Here is a 24,526-nt window from a genome sequence, read left to right on the forward strand (position 1 = left end):
CCTCACGACGTGAAGGTCGCCGTCGTCGCTCCGATCGGAGCCGGGGTCACCGCGGACCCCCTGTGGATGGGCGAGTTCGCCCGCCATCTCGAAGCCTGTGGCTTCGAATCGATTGTGATGGCCGAGCACACCGTCCTGGTGACCCGCTACTCGAGTGTGTATCCCTACGATCCGTCGGGGCGGGTCGAGGTGGCCCCGGAGTGCCCGGTGCCCGATCCGCTGGAGCTGTTGGCGTTTCTGGCCGGTCAGACCACCACACTCGGGCTGGCCACCGGTGTGCTGGTGTTGCCCAACCACCATCCGGTGATGCTTGCCAAGCGGGCAGCGAGCATCGACGTGATCTCCGGTGGGCGGCTGCGACTCTGCGTGGGTGTCGGATGGCTGCGTGAGGAGATCGAAGCCTGCGGAGCGGATTTCGACACCCGGGGCCGGCGCGCCGACGAGCAGATCCACGTGCTGCGGCAGCTATGGGCCGACCATCCCGACGGAGTCAGCCACCACGGCGAATTCTACGACTTCGACGATGCGATGTGCTATCCGAAACCCATTGCCGCACAGGGTGTGCCGGTCCACATCGGCGGACACAGCCGCGCGGCGGCACGCCGGGCCGGACGGCTGGGCGACGGTTTCCAGCCACTCGGGGTGGGCGGCAGCGAGCTGGCCACCCTGGTCGAGGTGATGCGGGTGGCCGCCGAAGACGCCGGCCGTGACCCGGATTCCCTCGAATTGTCGCTGGGCCATCTGGTCACCAAGGTCGACGCCGACCGTGCCGGGCGACTGGCCGAGGTCGGCGCCGATCGCTTGGTGCTGGGGATGCCCTCGGTCACCGATATCACTGAGGCCAAGGACATCCTTTCAGCCTGCGCGCAGCGACTGGGCTTGTCGCCGTGACACTTTCGGTGTCGGATCGCCTGGCGCTGTCGGATCTGGTGCATCGCTATGCCGCCGCGGTCGACGACCGGGATATCGCGACGGCCCTCGGATTGTTCGTCGATGAGGGCGAATTGGTGCTGCCCGAGCCGCCCGACGTGCTGACGCCGGTAAGCCACCATCGCGGGCCCGACGAGGTCGGGGCCGCGCTGGCGGCCGCGACCACGGTGGGGCGCACGCATCACGCCATCGACTCCGAGGTCTACTCCCCTGGCGCGAATCCCGATGTGGCGCAGGGACGTATCGCGGCAACCGCACACCATTGGAGCCGCCGCGACGAGGGCATCGTCGACCTGGTTTGGTATCTGCGCTACGACGACGAGTACGTACGCTCGGATTCGGTGTGGCTGCTGGCGCGGCGTGCCTTGACAATCGACGCGATCGAGACGCGCCCCACCCGCCGCCTGCGCTAGGGGTTTCGCCAAGGCGCGGAATGGTTTTCCACAGATCCCGGTTCATCCACAGGCCCGGCTGGACGCGCGGAATCTGTCGGCGGAGCGGCATAGAATTCGAACATGAGTTCGATCGATGTGGCGTTGGATGCGCTCGATGCCGCGGTCGAACTTGTGAGTGCTGCCGATGTTGGAGACCTGCCCGCGCCGCAGCGGTTCGCAGCGTTGGAACGGCTCGAGAACGCGATCCGTCGGCAGGTCGCCACGGCTCACAGCCAGACCACGCGGTTGGAGCGCTACGAGGGGTGCCCGCCGATTCCGATCGTGCTGGCTGATGTGCTGCGGATCAGCCGTAGTGCGGCCAAGCGCCGGGTTCGGGATGCCGAACAACTCACGGCACGCGCCACGTTGACCGGGGAGTCGTTGCCGGCTCTGCTCCCCGAAACCGGCAGGGCGTGGGCGGCCGGCGATCTCGACATCGAACATGTACGGGTCATTCAGAAGTTCTTCCGCGATGTGCCCGACCATGTCGGGCCGGTCGAGGTGGAGAAAGCTGAACGGACGCTGGCGCAGCATGCCCGCACGATGCGGCCCGATCAGCTGGAGAAGATCGCCGACCGGCTGGCCACCCACCTCAACCCCGACGGAACATTCTCCGACGAAGACCGGGCCCGCAAGCGCGGTTTCCAATGGTGCGGGGGCCAACGGCCCGACGGCACGAGCGTCGCAAAGCTGATCGCTGATCCGATGTTGCGAGCCCAGCTGGACGCTTGGTTCGCGAAGTTCGCCGCACCGCAGCCCGAAGATCTACGCAGTCATGCCCAACGCCAACACGACGCCTTGGCCCAGTTGGTACGTAGCCGCCTCGGCGATCCGAAACTCGGCCAGCACAACGGTCTTCCCGTCACCATGATCGTCACCACCACCTTGCAAGACCTGCAGGCCGGAGCCGGTCAGGCCGTCACCGCCGGCGGAACCTTGATTCCCATGACGGATCTGATCCGCGCGGCCACGCCCTCCTACAACTACCTGGCGGTGTTCGACGGCGTCACCGGCCAATCGCTGTGGCTGGGTCGCAGCAAGCGACTGGCCTCAGCCGATCAGCGAATCATGCTGCTGGCCAAATACCGTGGCTGCACCGCGCCGGGCTGCACCGTCAACGGCTACAACAGCCAAGTGCATCACGCCACCACAGACTGGAAACACGGCGGCACCACCGACATCGACCACCTCACCCTGGCCTGCAAATGCGACAACCTGTTGGTCGAGAACGACGGGTGGGACACCCGCCAACTCGAAGACGGCCAAACTGAATGGATACCACCGTCCGACGTCCCGATGCGCGGGGGCACCAACGACTACCACCACCCAGAACGCTTGCTGGGCGACGAAGACGATCCGTGAAATTGCCCTAACGCACGCCGGCAGCCGCTTCGGCCAGCGCATCGGTCGCGGCCTTGCGGCGCATCTCTATGACATCGCCGATCTGCCGCGCCAGTCGGGCATTTCCCTGCACCACCGCATTCATGGCATCGCGCGGCACCGACACGATCGTCGTGTCGGTCAGCGCCACCACACCGGTGATCATCCGCTGCCGCGTCAGCGACGTTCCCCCGATGTAGTCGCCCACCCCAAGGTGACCCAGCGACAGCTCCCGGCCGTCCTCGGCATAGACGATCATCTCCACCGACCCCGCCGTGATGAAGCAGACCGCGTCGGGAACGGAGTTGACCGGCTGAATGATCTCGCCCTCGGCATAGAGCAACTGGCGGCTCGCCGTGGACATGGCCGCGGCAGCCTCGGATCCCAGCCCGAGCGCGGCCGCAACCCGGTGCACCGCGGCGTCGACGTAGGCCGCGGCGGCGTCAGGATCAGGGTTCGCCTCGTCCAGGTGCAGCCCGGCTCGCTGCGCGGCATACCAGGCGCGGTGCAGCAGTAGCGCTTTGGTGCGCCCCTCGTCGGCCGGTGAGGCGATCGGCACCGACACCTTGTACCGGGCCTCCCCCAGCGCCACCACCTTGGCCGGTGAATTCGCCAGCCGGGTCGGCAAACCGGCGGCCACCGTCATCAGCGCCGCCGCCACCGCACCAGGCGGGTCGTCCGGGCCGAACGCCAGCTCCGCGGCCGCCTGATACGCCGCGCCCTGCACCCGGCTGAGGTTGGTGAACGATCCGGTGGCCAGCATCGCGTTCGGCACGATCTGGATCCCGTTGCCGGTGTCGATGTGCGCGGCGCGCCAGTTCACTTCGACCACACGGCCTTTGGCCGCAGACGTGTTCAGCCAGTCGCCGATGCGGAACGGCTGCTCGAACAACAGCAGCAGGCCCGCGATGACCGGACCGACGGCGGTCTGGACCGCGAGGCCGATCACGATCGACGTCACGCCCACCGCGGCGATGAGCCCACCGATGTTGGCCCCCCACACCCACGACAGCAGCAGGCCGACGCCCAGGATTATCAGCACCAGTCGGCCCAGGTCGATGAAGATGCCGGGCAGACGTTCTCGCCAGCTCCCCGCCCGAGCCGTCCCGAACAGCGCGGCGTTGGCCCCCGACAACAGCAGCAGCATGATCAGGAACCCGAACGCCGTCGCCGCGATCTTCGACCAGGTGGCGTCGACGTCAGCCTGTTCCAGCTGGGCGATCAGCAAGTACACCGCGCAGGCCGGTAGCACCCAGTTCCGCAGCAGAGCAACGGGTTTCGTGTATGAGCTGCCCCGCCGCGCCAGCACCCCGTGCAGCTCGTTGAGCAACAGCAGCGCCAGCGGCAACCCGACGATGACGCCGAGCGCCGGCCAGAACCAGGGTTGCGCGATCAGCGTATTCATGCCGACTGCCGCGTTCCGACATCGAGGCGCCACACCGGCTCGTTGCCGTCGGCGCCGGCCAACGCCCCCGCGTCAGAGAAGGTGTAGATGCCGACCACGGCCTCGTGCACCCGGTCGCTGACGAACACACCCGGCGTCTTGGTCGACGCGTGCACCCGGTTGGCCAGGTCGACAGCCTCGCCCCACAGCGCGTAGATCTTCGACCGCTGCCCTACCAGACCGCTTGTCACCGGCCCGCTGTCGATGCCGGCACGGACCGCCAGCCGGGCGTCGTGCTGGTCGTTGAAGCGGTGAACGATATCGGTCAGCTCACTGGCGAAGGCGATGGTCCGGCTGGCGTGGTCGACCCGCGGCACCACCAGACCACAGGTGGCCAGCAGCCCGTTGTCCTGCATGCTTCGGACCTGCTCGACCCCATGGCGTTCGGCCGCCCCGTCGAACGACTCGACAAGCGAGTTGAGCATCGCGACCGATTCGCCGGTCGGCATCGAGCGGGAGAACTCGTCGAACCCGAGCAGTTGGGCGTAGATCACCGACACGTCGCGGTAGTGCGTGCTGATGTTCTCCTCACCCTCGCGATAGCGCCGCGCCACCGGCTCGGGCATCAGACTGGCCAGCAGCTTGTCGTTCTCCCGCCGCTGCTCGTCGATGAGCTGCTGCTTGGTTTGCAGACTGGTGCTCATATCGTTGAAAGCCGAAGCCAGCTCGCCGATTTCGTCTTGTGCCGAGACCGGAACACTCACCCCGAGCTCGCCGCCTGCGACCCGGCGCACCGCGGCGGCCAGGCTCTTGATCGGCCGGGTCAGAATCCTGCTGAACAGCAGCGCCAGCAGCGATACCACCAGCACGATCGCCGCCGTCGACAGCGCGATGTTGCGCGCGAACGTGTCGACCGGGGCCAGTGCCTCCGACTTGTCGATCTTGGCCACCAGCACCCAGTCCAGGCCCGGGATCTCCAGCGGCGCGTAGGCGACCAGCGCCTCGGGGCCGATGTAGTCGCGTGCGGTGGTCACCCCGGTCTCGCCGGTGAGCGCACGGTTGACGGCCAACTTGTCCACCGGCTGCAGAAGCACGCTGCCCTTGACGTCAACCTGTCGCTTGGCTACGTCCTCGGGGGTGCCGTCGGCGATCACCTCTTCGGCGTAGTGCTTGGGGTCGGTCAGCAGTTCGCGGGACACCGATCGCATCAGTTTGTCCGGCCCGGCCAGATACGTCTCACCCGACTGCCCGAGACCATCATCGACCCAGTGGCCCTGTCCGGTCATCACGTCGTTGACCGAGTCGAGGGACAGCTGTAACGCGAGCACTCCGGCGATGGTGCCCTCGCGCCCGATCGGCGACAGTACCCACTGGGTCGGCCTACCGTACGACGGTGCGTACCGCTCGAAATCGCTGATGAAGGTCTGATCGATCGACGTCGCCTGCAGGGCCTTGCGGTACGTCGTCGCCAGGACCGTCGTGCTGTACGGGCCGGTGTTCACGTTGGTCCCGAGGTCGACCCCCTTGTACGCGGTATAGACGACGTTGCCTTGGGTGTCGAGGATCATCGCGTCCTCGAAATTGAACCGCTGTGTCAGATCGGCGAAGAAGGGCTGATAGCGGGCGTTGACCGCCGACCAAGCGCTGGGATCCCCCGCCGAGTCGACCTTGATCGCCGCATCGGAATCACCCTGTGCGGGAACGGTGTACAACGCTTGCAGGTATTTCGCGGCGTTGTTGGCCGGCTGGAACAGTGAAGCGTCCACGGGCTGACCCGTGCGCTGGGCCAACGTGGGCCCGAACACCGTCGAGTAGTACTTGGTGATCGCCTGTTCGGCACCCGGCGGCAGCGGCGTCGTCTGAAGCTCGTTGAAAGCCTTGGTGAATTCATTGGTGGCGGCGATCGACTGCGTTCCGTGGGTGACGATCGACGCCGCGTCGCTGATATCGCTGTAGAACGAGGTGATCTCGCGCGACCGCGACTCCCGCAGCTGGGTCAGCCGCTGGAACTCCGCGTTGCGCAGGGACGTGGTGCCCGAGACGTATCCGATCGCACCGGCGATCACGACCGACACGATGCTGACCGCCAACAGCATGATCAGCAACTTCGACTGGAACCCCAGCGATCGTGGTCGAGAACCCCGTGACAGCGCACCCGATAGTCGGACCACCTGTGACCCCCGCTCTCGTCTGACGCGCGGATGTTAACCCACCGTCAGGGCCGGGGTTGTCAGTTCTGGGACTGCAGCGCCTGCTGACCGAACGTGCCGACCTCCAGCGATCCCTCCGGCAGCACCAACTCTCCGCTCTCCAGCCGCGACCTGAGGTAGGCGAACGTCTGCGCGGTCTGGGCGAACAGATGCTCGCCGGCCACCAGCGCCGCCCGCGACGGCCCGTCGGCGAACTGCGGCAGCGGCTGCACCACCGTGTCGTAGTCGACGTTGAAGAACAGCGGGAACGAATACCGTTCCTCTTTGACCTTGCGCACCCGGTGCGAGGTGGCGACGTAGGCGCCGTTGGTCCACAGCTCGAGCAGATCGCCGACGTTGACGACGAAGGTGCCGGGAATCGGCGGGACGTCGATCCACTCGCCGTCGCCGTTGAGGATTTCCAGCCCCGGGGCGGTCGGCTTGAGCAGCGTGAAGCACTCGTAATCGGTGTGGGCCCCGATGCCCTGGGCGTCTTTGGCCTCCGGGTTGTACGGGTAGTAGATCAGCCGCAGCTGGCTCGGTGTCTTGGTGGCATGCCGGGAAAAGGTATCCGGATCCTCCCCCAGCGCTACGGCGAAGGCCCACAACAGATCCTGGCCGACGCCCAGCACCGCCTGGTAGTAGTCGGTGACCGCCTCGGCGAAACCCGGGATGTCGGGCCACACGTTGGGTCCGAGCATCGGGTTACCGGCCAGGTGGTCGGGGTCGTCGGCGGGCAGGTCCAGCGCGGTGTCGAACGCCTCCTTCAGATCGGCCGCCGGCTCGCCGTAGAGCCCTTCCTCACCCACCGGCACATAGCCCCGGTGACAGGTGGACAGGCCGATGTAGGACTCCATCTTCTCCTCCATCGGCAGCGCGAAGAACTGCTTGGTCGCATTCAGCATCGTGTCGAACACGTCGTCGCTGACCGCCGTGCCGGAGATGTAGAAGAACCCGACTTCGCGCGCGGCCGTGCCGAGTTCGGCGGCCACCCGCTCCCGTTCGGCGCGATCATCCGACCGCAGGCCGCTGATGTCGATGACCGGCACAGACTGGAATGCACTCACAACGTCACGCTTCCTTCGCTTTCCTCGATCTCCCATGCGATGTCGTCGTTGACTCGTAGCTGTCCTGATGTCAGTTCGGGCCTCAGTGTGGTGCCTACCCGTGCAGCATCAGCGGAAACTGTTATCAGCCAATCGGTTCCGTCGATCTCGCCGATCGACACATCCGCGTCATCGCTTCTGCGCCAGGCCCAGCCGAATCGGTGTCCCACACGGACGAGCACAGCCGACGACAGCCGCAGCCCCCAGCACGGCTCGACCGATCCCGGGTCACGCTCCCAATGTTCGGTGTAATCGGCATGAACGCCGACCTCGACCAGCACGTCATCGGCCCAGCTCATCCGCCCGGCGTCCGGCAGCCCGGGCGGCTGCAGATCCACCAACCTGTTCCACTCGAACACATCGAGGCGCTGATCGAGCTGTCCGGCGAAGCCCTCGCCAGGGCCGCGGACGTCGACGAAGAACGAAAGCCCTTGCAACCAAACCACACTCGTGCCAGTGTCCCGCGACCCGTCGGTATCGATCAACAAGGTTCGCCGCCACAGTCCGGTGCACTCGGCGATCACGGGCGTCACAGTGCGGCCTCCCAGCGCTCGCGCAGCAGCGCCAGCCCGGCATCGGTGGGCCGGCCTGACGCCCGCACGCGGGCGATACCGCCGTCGGGATAGGCCTGCACCCGAATCGCGGTGATCGCAGCGGCGGTCACCACGAAGACCTGGCGGGCGTCCGCAAGAAGCCGGGTGCGGGGCAGCACGATCTCGTCGAACGACAGTGCCCACCAAGGCCGTCCGGGCGTCGGCACGTCGCGGGTGCCGTGCACGCAGACCTCCCGGGAGGCGTTGAACACGAAGTACGAGGTGTCGATCTCGACGCGGTCCAGATCGGTCGGAGTCAGGAACGAGATCGTCACCGCGTCGTGGGTGTCGGGCCCGATGTCGCGGCGACGCCGGGCCTCCCACCCCGCCCCCATGTTGTGCGGCCGGTCCGCCGAGATGATCGCGCGGGCATCCGAATAGAACGTGTCGCTGCAGTGTTCGACGCGCCCGCCCTGCTCGGCCCCCGAGACCTCGACGGTCACCCCGGACCACAGCGCGGGGTCGGGCACCGGATCACCGTAGGCTCGCAGCCTGGCCACCCCGCCGTCCGAGGCGATCACCAACTTCACGTGGGTGTAGCGGCGCCGGTCGGTGACGGCGATCGGGTTGTGCGCGTCGGCCTTCAGCGGCGTGGACGGCGCCAACAGCCGCCACTCGACACCCGCATCGCACGGGTCGGCCGCCGCGGCAAGCGTGGCACCGTAGAGCGTGCAACCGGTCGGATGGTTACCGGTGAAGAACCGGGTGTCGACGTCGATGGTGCGTAACCGGCCGGGCACACCGAGTCGCACGACGGCCCAATCCCCGTTCGGCGCATGGCGGCGGGTCTCCCAGCCGTCGACCACCTCACCCCGAAGGTCGAACGTGCCGGGCACGAAACTGGGTTCGGCGGGGTCGATCAGCCGTTCCTTGAACCCGAACGATTCATCGCTGGCCGCGACGACGCTGCCGCCCACGGTCCGGCAGGCCAGATCCAAACCGTCGGTCATAGCCCGAGCGCCTTCGACAGCGGCCAATGCGAGCGGGGGTTGTCCGGCCCCGGCGCGTACGCCCCGGCCTTACTCGTCGACAGGCCAAGGCCGACCAGCATCTGGGCCAGCCCGACCGCGGCGGCGACCCCGTCGACCGCTGGCACACCCAGCGCCTCGGTGATCGCCCCGGTGACTCCGGCCATCCCCGCGCAGCCCAGGCAGATCACGTCGGCACCGTCCTCGGTCACCGCACGTTCGGCCTCGGCGACGATCGCCTTGACCGCGCCCGCCGGATCCGCGTCGACCTCCGCGGTCCCCAGACCGCACGCCCGCACCGAGGCGCAATGCGCACCCAGCCCGGCCAGCAGCAACCGGTCCTCGATGGGCGCGATCGACCGGACCAGGGTGGTCACCACGGAAAACCGCCTGCCGATCAGATGCGCGACGTGGGCGGCGGATTCGGCGATGTCGAGCACCGGAACCGCAAGCATTTCCTGCAGCGCATCCTTGCCGTGCTCGCCGAAGCCGGCCAGCACCACCGCGTCGGCATCGAACGTTCCGCTCGCCAGTTGCCTGGCGACGACGTCCATCACCCCGACCGCGGACAGGTAACTCTCCGCTGCCGAATCGATCGCGGCCGCCCCGAAATCGGGCTGGGCGGTGGCGATGTCGGTTCCCGGCGCGGCGGCAGCCCGAGCCGCGGCGTCGATCTCGGCGCTCATCGTCGCCGACGTGTTCGGGTTCAGCACCAGGATCTTCACGCCGGCTCCCGAATTCCCGCCGACAGCAGCTCGCCCTGGCTGTCGTCGCCGACCACGTCCCCGGCGCGCCAGATCTGGCGCACGGCGCCGGTCAGCGCCATCCCCTCGTACGGGGTGAGCGGATGGCGGTGGTGCAGCTCGGCGCCGCGTACCACCCACGACGTGTCGGGGTCGAAGACGCAGAAGTCGGCGCGATGACCGGGCGCGATCGCGCCACGGTCGGTCAGACCGGCCAACGTCGCGGGTGCCTGCGCCATCCACCGGCACACATCGGGCAGCCCGAAGCCGGCGCGAGCAGCCTGTGTCCACACCGCGGGCAGCGCGATCTGCAGCGAGCTGATCCCGCCGAACGCCCGGCCGAAGTCTCCGCCGTCGAGGTCCTTGTGCTCACCCGCGCACGGGGAATGGTCGGAGACCACCATGTCCAGGGTGCCGTCGGCCAGCGCTGCCCACAGCAGAACACGGTTGTCTTCACCCCGGATCGGTGGGCAGGCCGCGTACACGGTGCCGCCGTCGGGAATGGTTTCGGCGGCGAAAGTCAGGTAGTGCGGGCAGGTTTCGGCGGTGACCGGTAGCCCGGCCCGTTTGGCCTCGGCGATCATCGGCAGCACCGCGGCGCTGGAGACGTGCACGATGTGAGCCCGGGCGCCGGTGTCGGCGACGGCGTCGAGCACGATCCGCACCGCATCTCGCTCGACCTCGTCGGGACGGGACCGCAGAAACTCGCCGTAGCCGCGGCCCGCCGGTGGTGGACAGTCCTCCAGCACCCGCGCGCTCTCCGCGTGTACCAGCAACACCGAATCCAGTTGGGCGACAACGGCCATCGCGGTGCGGAACTCGTCGACGTCCAGGGGCGGAAAGTTCGGGTTGCCCGATTCGGACAGAAAGCATTTGAACCCCAGCACACCCGCCGACGCCAGTTCACCGAACGAGCCGAGATTGCCGGGCACGATCCCGCCCCAGAACCCGGTGTCGACGCGGCACGCTCCGGTAGCCGCGGCTCGCTTGGCATCGAGCGCGGCCACCGTCGTGGTCACCGGGTCACTGTCCAACGGCATATCGACAACGGCGGTGATGCCGCCGGCCAGCGCCGCCGCGGTGGCCGTGGCGAAACCCTCCCAATCGGTGCCGGGATCGTTGATATGCACGTGGGTGTCCACCAGGCCCGGCAACACAACGACGCTCTCATCGAGCACGGTCTCTGCGGTGCAGCCCAGATCCGCGTCGATCTCACGAACGACCCGAATCATGCCGTCCGCCAGACCGATTGCGGCCGGTCGGACAGTGTCGTCGATCACCGCGCGGCCGGCGCGAATGACGTGCTCGACGGCAGGCACGGTCACCGTGGCCGTACCGGACCGAACCGCTCCTCGAGCCGCTGGGTCAGTTCCGGCCAGACGTGGGGGTCGTGGCCGGGAACCAATTCGTACCCCTTGTCGGTGGCCAACTTCTTCAGCCGCCGGATCGGCTCCACGGTCTCGGCCGGGTCGACGTCGATGTATCCGCCGATCGGCAGTTCATGTTCGATGTTCTCGGTGAGGTCCGCGGCGTCGAACGCGAACACGAAACCGCCGCCACCGACGCTCGAATCGAGCTCCACGACGAAGCTCTGATGCCCCAGTGTGTGCCCATAGGTGGGTACCGCGGTGATGCCAGGGGCGATCTGAGCCTCGCCGTCGGCCAGCACCCAGTCGATGCGGGGGTCGTCGAAGTCGAACCGGATAATCGCATTCCGTTCGGCCTCAGGGTGATTCGACAGCCCGTATTCCACCTCGCGGCGCTGCGCGTGGATCGGCACCTTGCCGGCGAACAGCTTGACGCCGCCCGCGTGATCATGGTGCAGGTGCGACAGCGCCACGAGGTGGATGTCGTCGATATCGATGCCGATGTCGTGCAACGACTCCTCGATCGGCTCGCCTGGTCCTGGGAGTACCGGAATGTACTCGACGGTCGGGAAAAACCGCCGGTACAGCGCCGGATCGCGGATCAGTGCGGTGTTGAACCCGGTGTCGAGCAACACCCAGCCACCGTCGGTCTGCAACAGCACGCCCGGCACCGGCTCGCGCATCCTCAGCTCCGGCGGTGATCCGTACACCGATACCGACTTCGGCAGTTCCTCCCAACCGAGCGTCAGAAGGACGATCCGCCGAACTTTTCCGTCTCCCAGGACCATTCGGGTCAGCCTACCGACAGTGAGGCCAGCCGAAGCGTGTTCGGATTGGTCACCACGTGGGACTGTTCGACGCCCTTGAGCCACGGTTGGGCGACCATGAAATCGTCCACGTCGGCGATGTTCAGCCAGCAGCCCGTCTTGAGCGCCTCGTCGCCGGCCTGCCCGAAGTCCTGCGGCGAACCGGATACCAGGCCGCGCGCCAACGCGTCGGTCACCGGCGGAGCCGAGCAGCCCAAATAGTTCAGGCCACCGTCGGGATCCCACGAGATGTGACCCCAGGTGTAGGGCGACGGCGCGTCCGGCCAGGCCAGCAGCGAGATGACGTCCGGCGCGGCCTGACCGTCGCCGCCGATCCAGCCGTAGATCTCCGACGTCGGGTAGGCCTGGACCTTGGCGGTCAGACCGGCCGCGGCCAGCTGGGTCTGGATCAGGTTGGAGATCAACTGGTTGTCCGGATTGGACGAGTCGTAACCGACGGTCACGGCCTTCTGATCGGCAGGCAGGCCCGCCGCGACCTTGGTCAGCGCCGACGGATCGAGCGTGATGCTCTGCTTGGCCAGGTCGGACGCCAGCATGTTCGGCGGGTAGATCTGATCGGCGACCTTGCCACGGCCGAAGTAGGTCTGCTTCACCAGCGTGTCGACGTCGATCGCCTTCAGTACCGCATTGCGGTTACCGGCGTCGGCCAGCATCCCCTTGTGCGGGTTGAGGTACAGGTAGTTCGACATCATCGTCGGCAGCGAGTAGTGCGAGTACTTGCTGTCGTTGAGGTACTGCCCCACCGCGGAGGACGGCAGGTCGTGCAGGATCGCGGCGACCTGACCGTTGTTGAACTGCAACTGCTGCGCCGAGACGTCGGTGATGACCGGGATCTCGACCTTCTCGAAATACGGCTTGGTGCCCCAGTAGTCGGGGAACGACGCCAGCGCGTAGCGCGACCCGACCTCCGCGGCGGTCAGCGTGTACGGACCGGTGCCCAGGTCGTGGTTGGTCAGGTACTGCTGTGCGTTGTCGGTGCCGCCGTTTTTCTTCAGTCCTTCGGGGCTGAGCATGCGGGGGCCGTACGGGCAGGCGAGGTAGTCCAGGAACGCCGAGTTGGGTGCCTTCAACGTGATCGTGACGGCGTGGTCACCCTGTGTGGTGACCGAATCGATGTCCTTGACCATGTAGGCCGGACCCTGGTTGACCGCCAGGCGGCGGTCGAACGAGGCCTTCACCGCATCGGCGGTGAACGGTGTTCCGTCGTGGAACTTGACGCCCTCGCGCAGCTTGAACGTGAACACCTTGTGATCGGGTGACTCGGTCCACTCGGTGGCCAACAGCGGTTCCAGCTCCGGCTTTTCGGTGCCGGCCTTGTACTGCAGCAGACCCTCATAGGTGTTGGTGGTCAGCAGCAGGCCCTGGCCGGCGTAGAAGATGTCGGGGTCTGGCGGCTGCCCGGGATCCTGCAGGAACGACAGGTGCAGCACCTTGTCGGTCGGCGCGGCGTTGGGGGTGCCGCCACCGCCCGAGTTCGAGCCACCGCACGCGCTCACGGTGAGCACGGCGGTCGCGCCGAGCGCCAGGAGTGTGGTCAGTTTTCTCATCGGGCGGCACCTTCCAGGACGGGCGCCCCGAGTTCCTCGAAGGCGGCGATGATTTCGTCACCGGTGCGCATCGCACCGGACTGCAGGTATTCCATGGCATCCAGTGCGGCCTCGTGCCGGTACACCGACGACCCTCCGACACAGTCGGTCACCACCCGGACATAGAAGTCCCGCTGGTGTGCGTCGGCGAAGGTGTAGTGGACGCACACGTCGGTCAGGCCGCCGATCAGGATCAGTGTGTCGGCCTTCAGCCCGGACAACACGATCTCGAATTCCGTTCCGATGAAACCGGAATAGCGCCGCTTGACGATATGGAATTCGTGGTTGGGCCCGTTGAAGTCGGGCAACAGCCTCGGATGCAGCGGGGTGCCCGCCCGGCCGTCCACGCAGTGCTCCCCCTCATTTCCGTCCAGTTCACGACCGAAGTCGATTCCGCTGGGCCGGTGCACTTCCTGGAAGAACACGATGGGGATACCCGAGGCGCGGGCGGCGGCGATCAACCGCTCGGCCAACTCGATTCTGTCGTCATAGCCGGGCATGTGTTCGATGCCGACTTCGTCGGCGGGCATACCGCCGCTCTCTTGCATGTCGACGACGACCAGAACCGGATTGCCCACGATCAGTGGCTGTTTCGGCACCTAACTTATCCTCCTATTACTGCGATGCGGGGGTCTGCGGCGGCCTGCAGAAGATCCACGGCCGTATTGATGAAGACGTAGAGCGCGCCGAGCATCAGCGTCACACCGGCGATCGCCGGGAAGTCCGCCACCGGGATGCTCTGCGCGATGTACTGGCCGATACCCGGCCAGCCGAACACCTGCTCGATCACCAGCACGCCGGAGAACATCAGGCCCACCTGCAGGCCGGTCATGGACAGCGCCGAGCCGATGCAGTTGCGCAGCACGTGGCCGGCCACGATTCGGCTCTCCGACAAGCCTTTTGCCCGCGCGGTGCGCGCGTAGTCGCTGTCCATGTCGGTCAGCAGGCTCGAGCGCAGCACCCGGCCGATGGCCACCGCCGGGCCCAGCGCGATCACCAGGGCCGGCAGGATCAGGTGGTGCAGTGCGTCGGTGACGACATCGAGGCGGCCGCTGAGCAGACCGTCCACGGTCAGCAGGCCGGTGGGTCCGGTCGGCGGGTTACTGATTCCGGTGCGCCCGTTGGCGGGCACCCAGCCCAGCTTCTGGTAGAAGACGATCAGCCCGAGGATGCCGAGTAGGAACATCGGCGCCGAGGCCCCGGTGAACAGGATCGCCCGCAGCGCAGCCGATCCCCGCCACTTCAGGGTGGTGCTGAACGCCAGCAGGACGGCGAGCACCAGGGCGATCCCGATGCCGTAGAGCGCCAGTTCCAGGGTGGCCGGGAAGAAGCTGCCCAGATCGGATGCGACGGGGTGACGGGTGCGGTACGACGTCCCCAGATCGCCCTGCACGGCGCCGGTGAGGTAGTGCCAGAACTGGGTGAACATCGGGTCGTTGAGGCCCAGCGCTTCCCGGCGGGCAGCCACCGCGGAGGCCGATGACTGCGCACCCATCTGCGCCTTGACCGGATCCAGCGGCGAAATGTGTTGCAGCACAAACATCACCGCGGTGAGTGCGACCAGGATCGCCACCATGGCCGCCAGACGAGAGACGATGAATGTTCTCATCGAAGGCCTCCTAGCTCGTCTTCATCAGGTTGCGCAGGCTGTCACCCGCGATGTTTCCGATCACGGCCAGAACCAGAACGCCGAGACCCGGCATCACCGGAACCCACCACTGCTGCAGGAAATAGCTGAGGTTGCGGGCCGCGTCGGCGCCCAGTTCGGGAGCCGGTGCCGACTGGCCGAGTCCCAGGAACGACAGCGCGGCCAGCGTCAGGATCAGTGTTCCGAGGTCGAGGCTGGCGGCGACCAGCGCGTTGGGTACCGCGCCGGGCAGCAGGTGGCGCAGTGCCACCCGGATCGGTCCCACCCCGGCAAGCCGGGCCGCTTCGACGTGCGGGCGGGCAGCCAGCCGGACGATCTCGCCCCGAACCAGCCTGGCGTAGAACGGCCACCACACGATCGACACCGCGATGAGGGTGTGGATGAAACCGGGCCCGAGCGCGGCGACGACTGCGATGGCGAGGACGGGTGCCGGCAGCGACAGGAACCCGTCGGTGATCCGCATGAGCGTCGCATCCACCCAGCCGCCGGCGGCACCGGCGATCAGTCCGATCACGCCGCCGATCAACAGCCCGACGGCCACCACGACCAGCGCGGCGAACCAGCTGGACCGCACACCGAACAACACCCGGCTCAAGATGTCGCGACCGACGCTGTCGGTGCCGAGCAGGAAACCGTCCTTGCCCGGCGCCTGCAACGGCATGCCGACCGGCACCAGCGGATCGTGCGGCGCGAGGATCGGCACGGCGACCGCGATCAGCGTCACCAGCAGGATCAGGGACACCCCAAGCCAATTCAGGATCATGGCACGATCCTTGGGCAGTGCGGCCATCCGCTTCTCGCGGCTGCGTAACAGGGCCGGGGCAGGGATTGCGATGGCCATCAGCGCGCCTTTCGTTCGATACAGGCGACCTGGTGCGGGCTACCGGGAATGCCTTCGAGTCGCACGTCGAGTTCGGTGTCGCTGCACGTGTCGATCGCGATCGGGCACCTCGGATGGAACGCGCATCCCGTCGGCGGGGACAGCGGGCTGGCGGGTTCGCCGGACAGCACCCGGCAGTCGCGGCCCAGATCGGGGATCGCGTCGACCAGAGCCTGCGTGTAGGGGTGGGTCGGACGTCCGATGACGTCTTCGGCGGGGCCGATTTCGACGATGCGGCCCAGATACATCACCGCGATCCGGTCGGCGACGACTCGGGCCACCGACAGGTCGTGGGTCACGAACACCACCGACATGTCCAGTCCGCGGCGCAATTCGCCGATGAGGTTGAGCACCGAGGCGGCCAGCGATACGTCGAGCGCGCTGGTCGGTTCGTCGCACAGCAGCACCTGCGGCGGGATCACGGTGGCCCGGGCGAGCGACACCCGCTGCCGCTGACCGCCCGACAGCTGGCCGGCCCGCGACTTGACCACATCCTGGGGCAGACCCACCCGCTCGAGCACGGCCGCGACGGCATCCTTGCGCTCGGTGCGCGACATGTTCGTGCCGCGCAGCCGCTCACCGATCAGCTCGCCGACCGACAGCCACGGCGTCAGCGAGGCGCCGGCGTCCTGAAAGACCATCTGCGGGCGCTGGTTTCCGGCCAGCGCGACCTCACCGGTGGTCGGCTTTTCCAACCCGGCGATGATGCGCAGCAGTGTCGACTTGCCGGATCCGCTCTCCCCCACCAGCGCCACCGATTCGCCGTGCGCGACGGTCAGTGACACCCCACGCAGGGCCTGCAGTTTGCTCTGCTTCGCGCCCGAGCGGTCGAGCCAGCGGCGGCGCACGGTGAATGCCTTGGTGACGCTGCGGGCGTCGACGGCAGCCGGCTGTTCGGCGTCGATCTCGGCCCGGTCGGCGAACGCTTCGGTCTCGGCGGCGACGATGCCCGCCAGCTCGGCCCGCATCTGCTCGGGTTCGATGATGCACGCGCTCACCCGGTTCGTGGCGACGGGCACCGGATCCGGTGGCGTGGTGGAACATTCGGGGCGGGCCACCGCGCACCGCGGCACGAAGGCGCAGCCGGGCAGCGGGGCGGTCGGACTGGGCACCTGGCCGGCCATCGCGGCCAGTGGACGGTCGCGGGTGGTCTCCAGCGTCAGGCGTGACTGCAGCAGACCATGGGTGTACGGGTGTGCCGGGGTGGCCAAAACGTCTGCGGTCGGACCGATCTCGGCGATGCGCCCGGCGTAGAGCACCGCGATGCGGTCGGCGATCTGGGCCGCCACGCCGAGGTCGTGAGTGATCAGCACGATGCTGCAGCCGATCTCGCTGCGCAACCGCTGCAGCAACGCCAGCACCTGCGCCTGGACGGTGACATCGAGTGCGGTGGTCGGTTCGTCGGCGATGATCAGCTCGGGATTGCCGGCCACGGCGATTGCGATCATCACGCGCTGCCGCAGACCGCCGGACAATTCGTGCGGGTAGGCCCGCATCCGGCGTTCGGGGTCCGGAATACCCACGGCGGTCAGCAGTTTCAGCGCCTCTTCGCTGCTACCTGCGACCTCTTCGACCTGCTTGCCGATCCGCATGGTGGGGTTCAGCGAGGTCATCGGGTCCTGGAAGACCGCGCCGAGGTCCAGGCGCCGGACTTTGCGCAGCTGCTTGGCCGCGCCGGTGAGCATGTCGGTTCCGCAGACCGCCACACTGCCGCCGGTCTTGGCGCGTCCCAGCAGGCCGAGCATGCTGAAACCCAGCACGCTCTTGCCCGATCCGGACTCGCCGACGAGGCCGACGATCTCGCCGGGTGCGATGGTCAGCGACACCCCGCGCAGCGCGTGCACGTCCTTGCCATTGCGGCGGAACGTGACGCTCAGGTCATTCACCGCGGCGACCACGTCGCCGGCCGGCGCAGTCGCCGGGGCGTCAGGTCGTAGCGCAACACTTGCGGCGCTCGCCATGCAGAGTCTCCCCGAGGGTCGAAAATCACGAGGATGGCCTCACCGGTGAGCCATCAGCCTGTCGATTGACAGTTTTGCGGGCCTCGTGTCGCGATTGGTGTCGCTGGCGTAACCAATCCGTGGCGGCGCGTAACCGATAGGTATCCCGCGTTTCTGTCGTGTGACAGAAAATCCCCGGGTCTGTCTTTTCGCTGGTGATGTGGGTCAACATCGGATCCATGGAGACGACGCGGGCGGGCCGTCCGCGCTTGACCGAGCGGCGCAGGCCGGGCACGACCGCCCGGGAGGAGATCCTCGACGCCGCCGCGGAGCTGTTCACCACCCGCGGCTATGCCAGCACGTCCACCCGGGCGATCGCCGAAGCGGTCGGCATCCGGCAGGCCTCGCTGTACCACTACTTCAAGACCAAAGACGAGCTGCTGTCCGCGCTGCTGCATCAGACCGTCACGCCGACGCTGGTGTACCTCTCCGAGCTGCGGCAGGCCGAGCCACCCGCCGAGCTGAGCCTGCACGCGCTGGCCGCCTTCGACGGCGCCCAGCTGCTGACGTCGCGGTGGAATCTGGGCGCGCTGTATCTGCTGCCCGAGCTGCGCGAAGCACGGCTGGCGACGTTTTGGACCGAACGCGAACGCCTGCGGCTGGCCTACCTCGATCTGAGCCGCGCGATCCTGGCGACGACCGGGGTGGCCGCCGATGCCGCCGACCTGCCGTTTCGTCTGGTCGAGTCGCTGGTGAACATGTGGACACCACCCCCGCGGCCTGACCACACGGCGCTGGCCGGCCACGTTGCCGACGCCTGCCTGCGGGTACTCGGCGTCACCGACGACGCCTTGACCGCACTTCGCGCGTCCGGACCTGCGTGGGCAGGACATTTGTAGGATCAGGCCATGCCGCTGGCCGAAGGCGAGACATTCGCGGGTTACACGATCCTGCGTCTGCTCGGCGCGGGCGGGATGGGCGAGGTCTATCTCGCGGCGCACCCTCGGCTGCCCCGCCAGGATGCGCTCAAGGTGCTGCCCGCCTCGGTCAGCGGGGATGACGAATTCCGGGCCCGGTTCGAACGCGAAGCCGATATCGCCGCCACGCTGTGGCACCCGCACATCGTCGGCGTCCACGATCGTGGTGAGTCCGACGGCCAGCTGTGGATCGCGATGGATTACGTCGACGGCACCGATGCGGGCGAGCTGCTCAAGACCCATCCCACCGGGCTGCCACAGCGCGACGTGCTCAACATCGTCACCGCGGTCGGCGAGGCGCTGGATTATGCACACCAACGACATCTGCTGCACCGCGACGTCAAGCCCGCCAATATCCTGGTGGCCAGGCAGGAGCCGGATGGCGAACGAATCCTGTTGGCGGACTTCGGCATTGCCCGCTGGGACAATGACGCCAGCGGGTTGACACAGACCAATATGACGGTCGGCACGGTGTCGTATGCCGCCCCGGAACAATTGATGGGCCGTGAACTGGACGGCAGGGCCGACCAGTACGCACTCGCCGCCACCGCCTATCACCTACTCACCGGCAAGCCGCCGTTTCAGCACACCAACCCCGCGGTGGTGATCAGCCAGCACCTGTCGGCGTTGCCGCCGAGCCTGGCCGATCACCGGCCCGAACTGGCCGATCTGGACCCGGCCTTGCAAAAAGCGCTGGCGAAGGACCCCGCCGACCGCTTCGACCGCTGCGTCGATTTCGCCAGGGCCCTGTCGCACCACATCACCACACCGCTCTCGGGTGACGGGCTGTCCGACACCGACGCCACCCGGCTGACCCCGATCACCGACGCCGCACCGGGCGACGAACCCGGACCGGGAACGCACAAGTCGTGGCTGCGCCCGGCCATCCTGGTCCCGGTTCTGCTCGTGCTCCTGATCGCGGTGGCCGCGGCGTTCATCGCCGGACGCGACCGTGGTGAGACGGTCGCCACCCAGGACGACGTCCACACCACCACGACCGCGACGACTCCCGCGACCACCAGCGTCGTCGCCCCGCCGCCGCCGGTCACCACCACAACGACCACGACGACCACCAACACCCCGACCGACACCGTCACCGTGGCGCCGACCCCCACCGCGGTGATCGGGTCGGATTGCACCGAACCGGGCGCCACCGGCATCACCGCCGATGGGGCCACCGCGTTCTGCACGCAGCTGCAATACACCAACCGCTACCTGTGGTCGGTCCACCAGGACGTGATCCCGAACCCGGTGGTGACGACCTCGCCCACGGCTCCCATTTCGGCTCCGCCGACCGAGACCGAGTCCCCGGTGCGGGTCTGCATGCAGGAAACCGGGCACACCCGGCTGCGCTGCGCCGAGGAAATCCTGCGCGGCAACGCCCCGTAAACCCACCAAAACGTCGATCTCGGCGCGGGATGAAACGTCTGGGCAGGCCCGTGACGATAGACGTCGCAAGGGGCTGGTGGGACTTGCTCGAACGGCGCGCGTCCAGCGACCTGAGCTATGTTCGACCGGAGACACAGACGGAGGTTCGAGTGAAGAGGCTCATCCTGGTGGCCGCCGGAGCGCTTGCCGCGGGTTCGGCAGCAGCCGCCCTGAGCATGGGTTCCAGCAGCGCTGACCCCAATGCCGGCGGCACGATGAACATCCTCGGCGAGCCGTATTACAAGGCGGTCGCCATCCTGCACGCGCAGGGCGTTTCGACAGTCTTCGGCGGATCAGTCGGCAGCGACGTGCCCCAAGCCAAGTGCATCGTGCAGAGCCAGAAGTACCTGGCCAGCGGCAAGATGCAGCTCATGCTGAACTGCACCAAGGCCGCCCAGCCCGATGCCCCGCCGCCCAGCTCGGCAGGCAGCGCGCCGCCGATCCCGGCCGACGGCGGCAGCCGGCCGACGCCCGGCGCGCCCGGCACCGTTGTGGTGACGCCGACTCAGGTCGGCTGATCGCTCCCGTCCGATAAACTCGCGGCAGCTCACTGCCGGGAGGTTCCGCCCATGCTGCGCCCACGCCGTTTCGAACACGAGATCGATCCCGGCCGGGTGCAGATCCAGGCCCGCAAGGTCGATTTCGACGTCACCGCGGCCCCGCTGCACTGGATTCCCGGCCATCCCGTCGCGTCGAATGTGATCGGGCTGCTCAACGTCGTCCTTCCGGTGGCCGAACGCTGGTTCGTGGAGACGTACAACGAGGCACTCCCGCTGGTGAAAGATCCCCGGCTGGTCGAGGACATGCGTGGCTTCATCGGCCAGGAGGCCACCCACGCCGACGTCCACGAACAGGTGCTCCAAGACCTGATGGTCGCCCGCGGGGTGGACCCCCAACCGATCCTGCGTCAGCTCGACTACGTCTTCGCCCAGGTGCTCTCGCCGAGCACGTCCACCGATCCACGGCGCCGCCTGAACAATCTGTGCGACCGGCTGTGGCTGATCGCGGCGATCGAGCACTACACCGCGGTGCTCGGCGACTTCGCCCTCAACAGCGCCTGGGACGACTACGGCGCCGATCCAACCCTGGTCGACGTGTTCCGCTGGCACGGCAGCGAAGAGGTCGAGCACCGCAACGTCGCCCACGAAGTCGCGGTCTACTTCCATGACAGCTACCTCGACCGGATCCGTTCCATGGGCATGGCGGCCATGCTGATCGCCGGCTTCTTCAACCGCGGCGCCTGGTATCTGTGTCGCACCGATCCCACCCTCGACATGAGCTGGTGGCGGATGCAGAAGCTGCGGGCCGACGACTCCAAGCGCGGTCTGTTGCCCAAGTACCGCAAGCTGTTCGGCTCCACGACCCTGACCTACTTCCGGCCGAACTATTCGCCGGAAGACGTCGGTTCCACCGCGCAGGCCGTCGCCTACCTGGCCAGCTCGCCGGCCGCCCGCGCCGCGCACCTGTGAAACCGTTGTCCCGCTTGCGGTGGTCCCCGCCCAGCGCCTCGGGCCGGACCCGTCACGACGTTCCGCTGGCACTCACCGATGCGGCCATCTCCACCCTGTGGGCGATCAGCGGCGCGATCCGCAGGCCTGCGACTCCCCCGGGCCGTGACCACACGCTCACGCTGCAGATCGTCGAGCGTCAGGTGGTCGCCAGGGATCAGAACGTCGTCGCGCTGACGCTGGCCGCCCCGGACCGGCGACCGCTGCCGCCGTGGCATCCCGGTGCCCACCTCGACATCCACCTGCCCAGCGGACGGATTCGGCAGTATTCACTGTGCGGCGATCCGCACCTGCTCACCTCCTACCGAATTGCCGTGCGGCGCATCCCTTCTGGCGGTGGTGGCTCGATCGAGGTGCATGATGGCCTCGGGGTCGGGACGACGGTGACCAGCAGCGGCCCGCGAAATGCGTTCCCGCTCACGGTGCCCGGCTACGGATCGCCCACCCAGCGGCTGCGGTTCATCGCGGGCGGGATCGGCATCACCCCGATCCTGCCGATGCTTACCCTGGCCGACCGTCTCGGGGTGGACTGGTCGATGATCTACGCCGGACGCAGCGAGGAATCCATCCCGTTCCTCGACGAGGTGCGCCGGTTCGGCGATCGGATAGCGATCCGGACCGACGACGTGCACGGTGTGCCCACCGCCGCCGAATTGCTGGGCGACTGCCCCGACGGCGTCGCCGTGTACACCTGCGGCCCCGCGCCCATGCTGACCGCGATCCGGGCCGCGCTGGCCGGCCGCGACGATGTGGAACTGCATTTCGAGCGGTTCGCCGCCGCACCGGTGGTCGACGGTACGACCTTCACCGCGACGGTGGCCTCGACGGGCGCCGCCGTGACGGTCGGACCCCATGAGACCCTGCTGTCCGCGCTGCAGCGCGAGCAGGTGGCGGCGCCGTACTCCTGTCAGCAGGGCTTCTGCGGCACCTGCCGCACTCGTGTTATCAATGGTGTTGTGCAGCACAGGGATACGCTTCTGACCGAACCGGAACAAGCCGCCGGGATGATGCTCACCTGCGTCTCGCGGGCACCTGAGGGCGGTCATCTCGAGCTGGACCTCTAGATGGCGCGATCACTGGGCCTGGCCCGCTTCGATCTCCTGCGGCCGCTGGACATGCTCTCGTCGGTGTGGTCGTCGTCGGCGGTGAGTTCCGGGGCGGCGGTGGCCTACCGGACGCTGTTCATGACCGTCAAGCGACTCGTGGTCGGGCGAACGATGACCGTGCGGCTGGACGGCGGGGACATCACCCTGACCGTCACCGAATTCGACTCCCGGCTCGACGTGCGCAGGCTGGCCGTCGGCCAGCTCAACGATGTACGACTGGCCGCCACCGACATCCATTGGGACGAAAAGTATTTCGAGCACGCCTCGGTGGTGCTGCACAACGTCCATCTGCGTCCGGGTGTTCCGCCAGTGTTGGTGGCCGCACCGGTCGAGGTGAGCATGGACATTTCCACGCATGCCCTGGATGCGGTGTTCTCCGATGCGCTTCCCCGGCTGTCGGGCCAGGTGGACGACGACGGTGTCGCCCGGTTGCGCTGGGCGCGCAGGCCGGGGCTGGGCAGCGTCGAGGTCGAGGTCGAACTCGACGGGTCGACGCTGTGGCTGCATCCCCGAGCCGTCCAGACCCGCAGGCGCCGGTGGTTGCTGCCGGCCCGCACACCGGCCTACCCGGTGCGCTTGCCGGAGCTGGCCAGCGGCTTGACACTGACGAGCCTGTCGTTCGGGCCGGGCGCCCTGCATCTGACCGGCAGCCTGCCGGAATGGCAAGCCGAGGTGCCGAGGGGACGCATCGAGGACGTCCTGACCCAGCTCAGCGCCGTTGGCCTGCCACTGAATCTGACCGGTAAGCCCCGCCGCGATTAATCCGGTTGCAGCGGCGCCACCGGCTTGGTCGTGGTCGCGTGGACCAGCAGTTCGGCCAATTCGGCAGGGCGGGACAGGAATGGCGAATGCGACGCGTCGATGGTCAATTGCTCGACACCGAGACGCTCGGTGACAGTGTCGGCCAGCCAGCGCGGCATCGACTTGTCCTCGGTGCACCGGATGAAGCTGCGCGGTAAATCCGCGGCCCAGAATTGCGGGACAGACACCGGGGTGTCGTTGACCGCGCCGAACTTCTCCGGCCCCAGCCGCTCGAACGCCCAGCGCGCGGTCTCCTCGTCGCAGTCGTGGTAGAAGTAGCGCCAGGCACCCTGGAAATCGGCGAACGTCATCGCACCGGCCTCGTCGAAATGCAGGTAGCCCAACATCTCTCCGACGTCACCGTCGAATTCGCCGTCCTCGGTGTTGCGCATCGCCATCGCCTCGGGATAGGAGCGTCCTTCGCGCGGCAGTGCCGCGGCGAGGTACACGATGTGGCTGACGTCGTCGACGGCGGCGTCAGCGGCGACGGTCGCGTCAAAGCCGCCGCCGGAGTGCCCGACCAGCACGTCGCCGGGCTCGATCACCTCCAGGATCGCGTCGCGACGGCGCGGAATGGTCCACTCCTCCAACGGATCGTCGACACGGGCACCGTGCCCGGGGAGGTCCACCGCCACCGACTGGTGGCCCATCCGGTCGAGTTCGGCGATGGTGCGATCCCAGCACCAGCTCGCGTGAAATCCACCGTGGACGAAGACGAACCGCACCGTTGT

Annotated in this window: 23 protein-coding genes; 9 read left to right on the forward strand and 14 right to left on the reverse strand. The window is 67.6% G+C overall.

What is annotated here, in order from left to right; genetic code table 11:
• Nucleotides 1-9: 9 nt before the first annotated feature.
• The 3 genes from EV580_RS20285 (at nucleotide 10) to EV580_RS20295 (ending at nucleotide 2,726) form a co-directional block, all read left to right on the forward strand.
• Nucleotides 10-891, forward strand: a complete 882-nt coding sequence (locus tag EV580_RS20285) for an LLM class F420-dependent oxidoreductase (RefSeq protein WP_133692977.1) — start codon at nucleotides 10-12, stop codon at nucleotides 889-891.
• Nucleotides 888-1,343, forward strand: a complete 456-nt coding sequence (locus tag EV580_RS20290; RefSeq protein WP_133692978.1) for a nuclear transport factor 2 family protein — start codon at nucleotides 888-890, stop codon at nucleotides 1,341-1,343. The genes EV580_RS20285 and EV580_RS20290 overlap by 4 nt, the downstream gene beginning before the upstream one ends.
• A gap of 102 nt (nucleotides 1,344-1,445) precedes the next feature.
• Complete coding sequence (locus EV580_RS20295) at nucleotides 1,446-2,726, forward strand: HNH endonuclease signature motif containing protein (RefSeq protein WP_133692979.1); 1,281 nt, start codon at nucleotides 1,446-1,448, stop codon at nucleotides 2,724-2,726.
• A gap of 7 nt (nucleotides 2,727-2,733) precedes the next feature.
• Here EV580_RS20295 and EV580_RS20300 read toward each other — a convergent pair whose 3' ends face one another.
• The 13 genes from EV580_RS20300 to EV580_RS20360 all read right to left on the reverse strand — a co-directional run bounded on the left by EV580_RS20300 (nucleotide 2,734) and on the right by EV580_RS20360 (nucleotide 17,996).
• Nucleotides 2,734-4,149: a mechanosensitive ion channel family protein gene (locus tag EV580_RS20300; RefSeq protein WP_133692980.1), complete on the reverse strand. Its 1,416-nt coding sequence runs from the start codon at nucleotides 4,147-4,149 to the stop codon at nucleotides 2,734-2,736.
• A complete protein-coding gene (locus EV580_RS20305) occupies nucleotides 4,146-6,224 on the reverse strand; it encodes an adenylate/guanylate cyclase domain-containing protein (RefSeq protein ID WP_133692981.1) in 2,079 nt (692 codons plus the stop codon). Before EV580_RS20305 ends, EV580_RS20300 begins: the two co-directional genes overlap by 4 nt.
• A gap of 134 nt (nucleotides 6,225-6,358) precedes the next feature.
• A complete protein-coding gene (locus tag EV580_RS20310; protein ID WP_370629547.1) occupies nucleotides 6,359-7,384 on the reverse strand; it encodes an isopenicillin N synthase family dioxygenase in 1,026 nt (341 codons plus the stop codon).
• On the reverse strand, nucleotides 7,381-7,956 hold the full coding sequence (locus EV580_RS20315; RefSeq protein WP_133692983.1) for a hypothetical protein: 576 nt from the start codon (nucleotides 7,954-7,956) through the stop codon (nucleotides 7,381-7,383). The genes EV580_RS20310 and EV580_RS20315 overlap by 4 nt, the downstream gene beginning before the upstream one ends.
• Nucleotides 7,953-8,966: an allantoicase gene (locus EV580_RS20320; protein ID WP_133692984.1), complete on the reverse strand. Its 1,014-nt coding sequence runs from the start codon at nucleotides 8,964-8,966 to the stop codon at nucleotides 7,953-7,955. Before EV580_RS20320 ends, EV580_RS20315 begins: the two co-directional genes overlap by 4 nt.
• Nucleotides 8,963-9,709: an aspartate/glutamate racemase family protein gene (locus EV580_RS20325; RefSeq protein WP_133692985.1), complete on the reverse strand. Its 747-nt coding sequence runs from the start codon at nucleotides 9,707-9,709 to the stop codon at nucleotides 8,963-8,965. The genes EV580_RS20320 and EV580_RS20325 overlap by 4 nt, the downstream gene beginning before the upstream one ends.
• Nucleotides 9,706-11,052, reverse strand: coding sequence for an allantoinase AllB (allB, locus tag EV580_RS20330; RefSeq protein WP_133692986.1), 1,347 nt, complete (start codon nucleotides 11,050-11,052; stop codon nucleotides 9,706-9,708). Before allB ends, EV580_RS20325 begins: the two co-directional genes overlap by 4 nt.
• Nucleotides 11,049-11,882, reverse strand: coding sequence for an N-acyl homoserine lactonase family protein (locus tag EV580_RS20335; protein WP_133692987.1), 834 nt, complete (start codon nucleotides 11,880-11,882; stop codon nucleotides 11,049-11,051). The genes allB and EV580_RS20335 overlap by 4 nt, the downstream gene beginning before the upstream one ends.
• 5 nt (nucleotides 11,883-11,887) lie before the next feature.
• On the reverse strand, nucleotides 11,888-13,468 hold the full coding sequence (locus EV580_RS20340) for an ABC transporter substrate-binding protein (RefSeq protein ID WP_133692988.1): 1,581 nt from the start codon (nucleotides 13,466-13,468) through the stop codon (nucleotides 11,888-11,890).
• A complete protein-coding gene (locus EV580_RS20345; RefSeq protein WP_133692989.1) occupies nucleotides 13,465-14,106 on the reverse strand; it encodes a cysteine hydrolase family protein in 642 nt (213 codons plus the stop codon). The genes EV580_RS20340 and EV580_RS20345 overlap by 4 nt, the downstream gene beginning before the upstream one ends.
• Before the next feature lie 5 nt (nucleotides 14,107-14,111).
• Nucleotides 14,112-15,116, reverse strand: a complete 1,005-nt coding sequence (locus EV580_RS20350; protein ID WP_133692990.1) for an ABC transporter permease — start codon at nucleotides 15,114-15,116, stop codon at nucleotides 14,112-14,114.
• A 10-nt stretch (nucleotides 15,117-15,126) separates the two neighbouring features.
• Nucleotides 15,127-15,996 (reverse strand): ABC transporter permease, encoded by an 870-nt coding sequence (locus tag EV580_RS20355; protein ID WP_133692991.1) that lies wholly within the window; start codon nucleotides 15,994-15,996, stop codon nucleotides 15,127-15,129.
• Nucleotides 15,996-17,996: a dipeptide ABC transporter ATP-binding protein gene (locus EV580_RS20360; protein ID WP_133692992.1), complete on the reverse strand. Its 2,001-nt coding sequence runs from the start codon at nucleotides 17,994-17,996 to the stop codon at nucleotides 15,996-15,998. Before EV580_RS20360 ends, EV580_RS20355 begins: the two co-directional genes overlap by 1 nt.
• A gap of 218 nt (nucleotides 17,997-18,214) precedes the next feature.
• Between EV580_RS20360 and EV580_RS20365 the strand changes: the two genes are divergently transcribed.
• From EV580_RS20365 to EV580_RS20390, 6 genes are all read left to right on the forward strand, one after another.
• Nucleotides 18,215-18,874: a TetR/AcrR family transcriptional regulator gene (locus EV580_RS20365; RefSeq protein WP_133692993.1), complete on the forward strand. Its 660-nt coding sequence runs from the start codon at nucleotides 18,215-18,217 to the stop codon at nucleotides 18,872-18,874.
• 9 nt (nucleotides 18,875-18,883) lie between these two features.
• Nucleotides 18,884-20,341, forward strand: a complete 1,458-nt coding sequence (locus EV580_RS20370; RefSeq protein WP_133692994.1) for a serine/threonine-protein kinase — start codon at nucleotides 18,884-18,886, stop codon at nucleotides 20,339-20,341.
• A gap of 149 nt (nucleotides 20,342-20,490) precedes the next feature.
• Complete coding sequence (locus EV580_RS20375) at nucleotides 20,491-20,898, forward strand: hypothetical protein (protein WP_133692995.1); 408 nt, start codon at nucleotides 20,491-20,493, stop codon at nucleotides 20,896-20,898.
• Nucleotides 20,899-20,949: 51 nt separating this feature from the next.
• A complete protein-coding gene (locus EV580_RS20380; RefSeq protein WP_133692996.1) occupies nucleotides 20,950-21,849 on the forward strand; it encodes a metal-dependent hydrolase in 900 nt (299 codons plus the stop codon).
• Complete coding sequence (locus EV580_RS20385) at nucleotides 21,846-22,952, forward strand: PDR/VanB family oxidoreductase (RefSeq protein ID WP_133692997.1); 1,107 nt, start codon at nucleotides 21,846-21,848, stop codon at nucleotides 22,950-22,952. The genes EV580_RS20380 and EV580_RS20385 overlap by 4 nt, the downstream gene beginning before the upstream one ends.
• Nucleotides 22,953-23,756, forward strand: coding sequence for a hypothetical protein (locus tag EV580_RS20390; protein ID WP_133692998.1), 804 nt, complete (start codon nucleotides 22,953-22,955; stop codon nucleotides 23,754-23,756).
• On the opposite strand, the gene EV580_RS20395 is transcribed toward EV580_RS20390, so the two are convergent.
• Nucleotides 23,753-24,520, reverse strand: coding sequence for an alpha/beta fold hydrolase (locus EV580_RS20395; protein WP_133692999.1), 768 nt, complete (start codon nucleotides 24,518-24,520; stop codon nucleotides 23,753-23,755). The two genes, EV580_RS20390 and EV580_RS20395, sit on opposite strands and share 4 nt — an antisense overlap.
• Nucleotides 24,521-24,526 lie beyond the last annotated feature (6 nt).

It is taken from the genome of Mycobacterium sp. BK086 (genome assembly GCA_004362315.1).
GTDB lineage: Bacteria > Actinomycetota > Actinomycetes > Mycobacteriales > Mycobacteriaceae > Mycobacterium.

What these genes read in the sequence shown, in the direction of transcription:
- EV580_RS20355 (WP_133692991.1), bottom strand. Translation starts at nt 15,996, where the DNA reads ATGGCCATCGCAATCCCTGCCCCGGCCCTGTTACGCAGCCGCGAGAAG.
- EV580_RS20305 (WP_133692981.1), bottom strand. Translation starts at nt 6,224, where the DNA reads ATGCTGTTGGCGGTCAGCATCGTGTCGGTCGTGATCGCCGGTGCGATC.
- EV580_RS20295 (WP_133692979.1), top strand. Translation starts at nt 1,446, where the DNA reads ATGAGTTCGATCGATGTGGCGTTGGATGCGCTCGATGCCGCGGTCGAA.
- EV580_RS20340 (WP_133692988.1), bottom strand. Translation starts at nt 13,468, where the DNA reads ATGAGAAAACTGACCACACTCCTGGCGCTCGGCGCGACCGCCGTGCTC.
- EV580_RS20370 (WP_133692994.1), top strand. Translation starts at nt 18,884, where the DNA reads ATGCCGCTGGCCGAAGGCGAGACATTCGCGGGTTACACGATCCTGCGT.
- EV580_RS20380 (WP_133692996.1), top strand. Translation starts at nt 20,950, where the DNA reads ATGCTGCGCCCACGCCGTTTCGAACACGAGATCGATCCCGGCCGGGTG.
- EV580_RS20320 (WP_133692984.1), bottom strand. Translation starts at nt 8,966, where the DNA reads ATGACCGACGGTTTGGATCTGGCCTGCCGGACCGTGGGCGGCAGCGTC.
- EV580_RS20390 (WP_133692998.1), top strand. Translation starts at nt 22,953, where the DNA reads ATGGCGCGATCACTGGGCCTGGCCCGCTTCGATCTCCTGCGGCCGCTG.
- EV580_RS20365 (WP_133692993.1), top strand. Translation starts at nt 18,215, where the DNA reads ATGGAGACGACGCGGGCGGGCCGTCCGCGCTTGACCGAGCGGCGCAGG.
- EV580_RS20360 (WP_133692992.1), bottom strand. Translation starts at nt 17,996, where the DNA reads ATGGCGAGCGCCGCAAGTGTTGCGCTACGACCTGACGCCCCGGCGACT.
- EV580_RS20350 (WP_133692990.1), bottom strand. Translation starts at nt 15,116, where the DNA reads ATGAGAACATTCATCGTCTCTCGTCTGGCGGCCATGGTGGCGATCCTG.
- EV580_RS20335 (WP_133692987.1), bottom strand. Translation starts at nt 11,882, where the DNA reads ATGGTCCTGGGAGACGGAAAAGTTCGGCGGATCGTCCTTCTGACGCTC.
- EV580_RS20300 (WP_133692980.1), bottom strand. Translation starts at nt 4,149, where the DNA reads ATGAATACGCTGATCGCGCAACCCTGGTTCTGGCCGGCGCTCGGCGTC.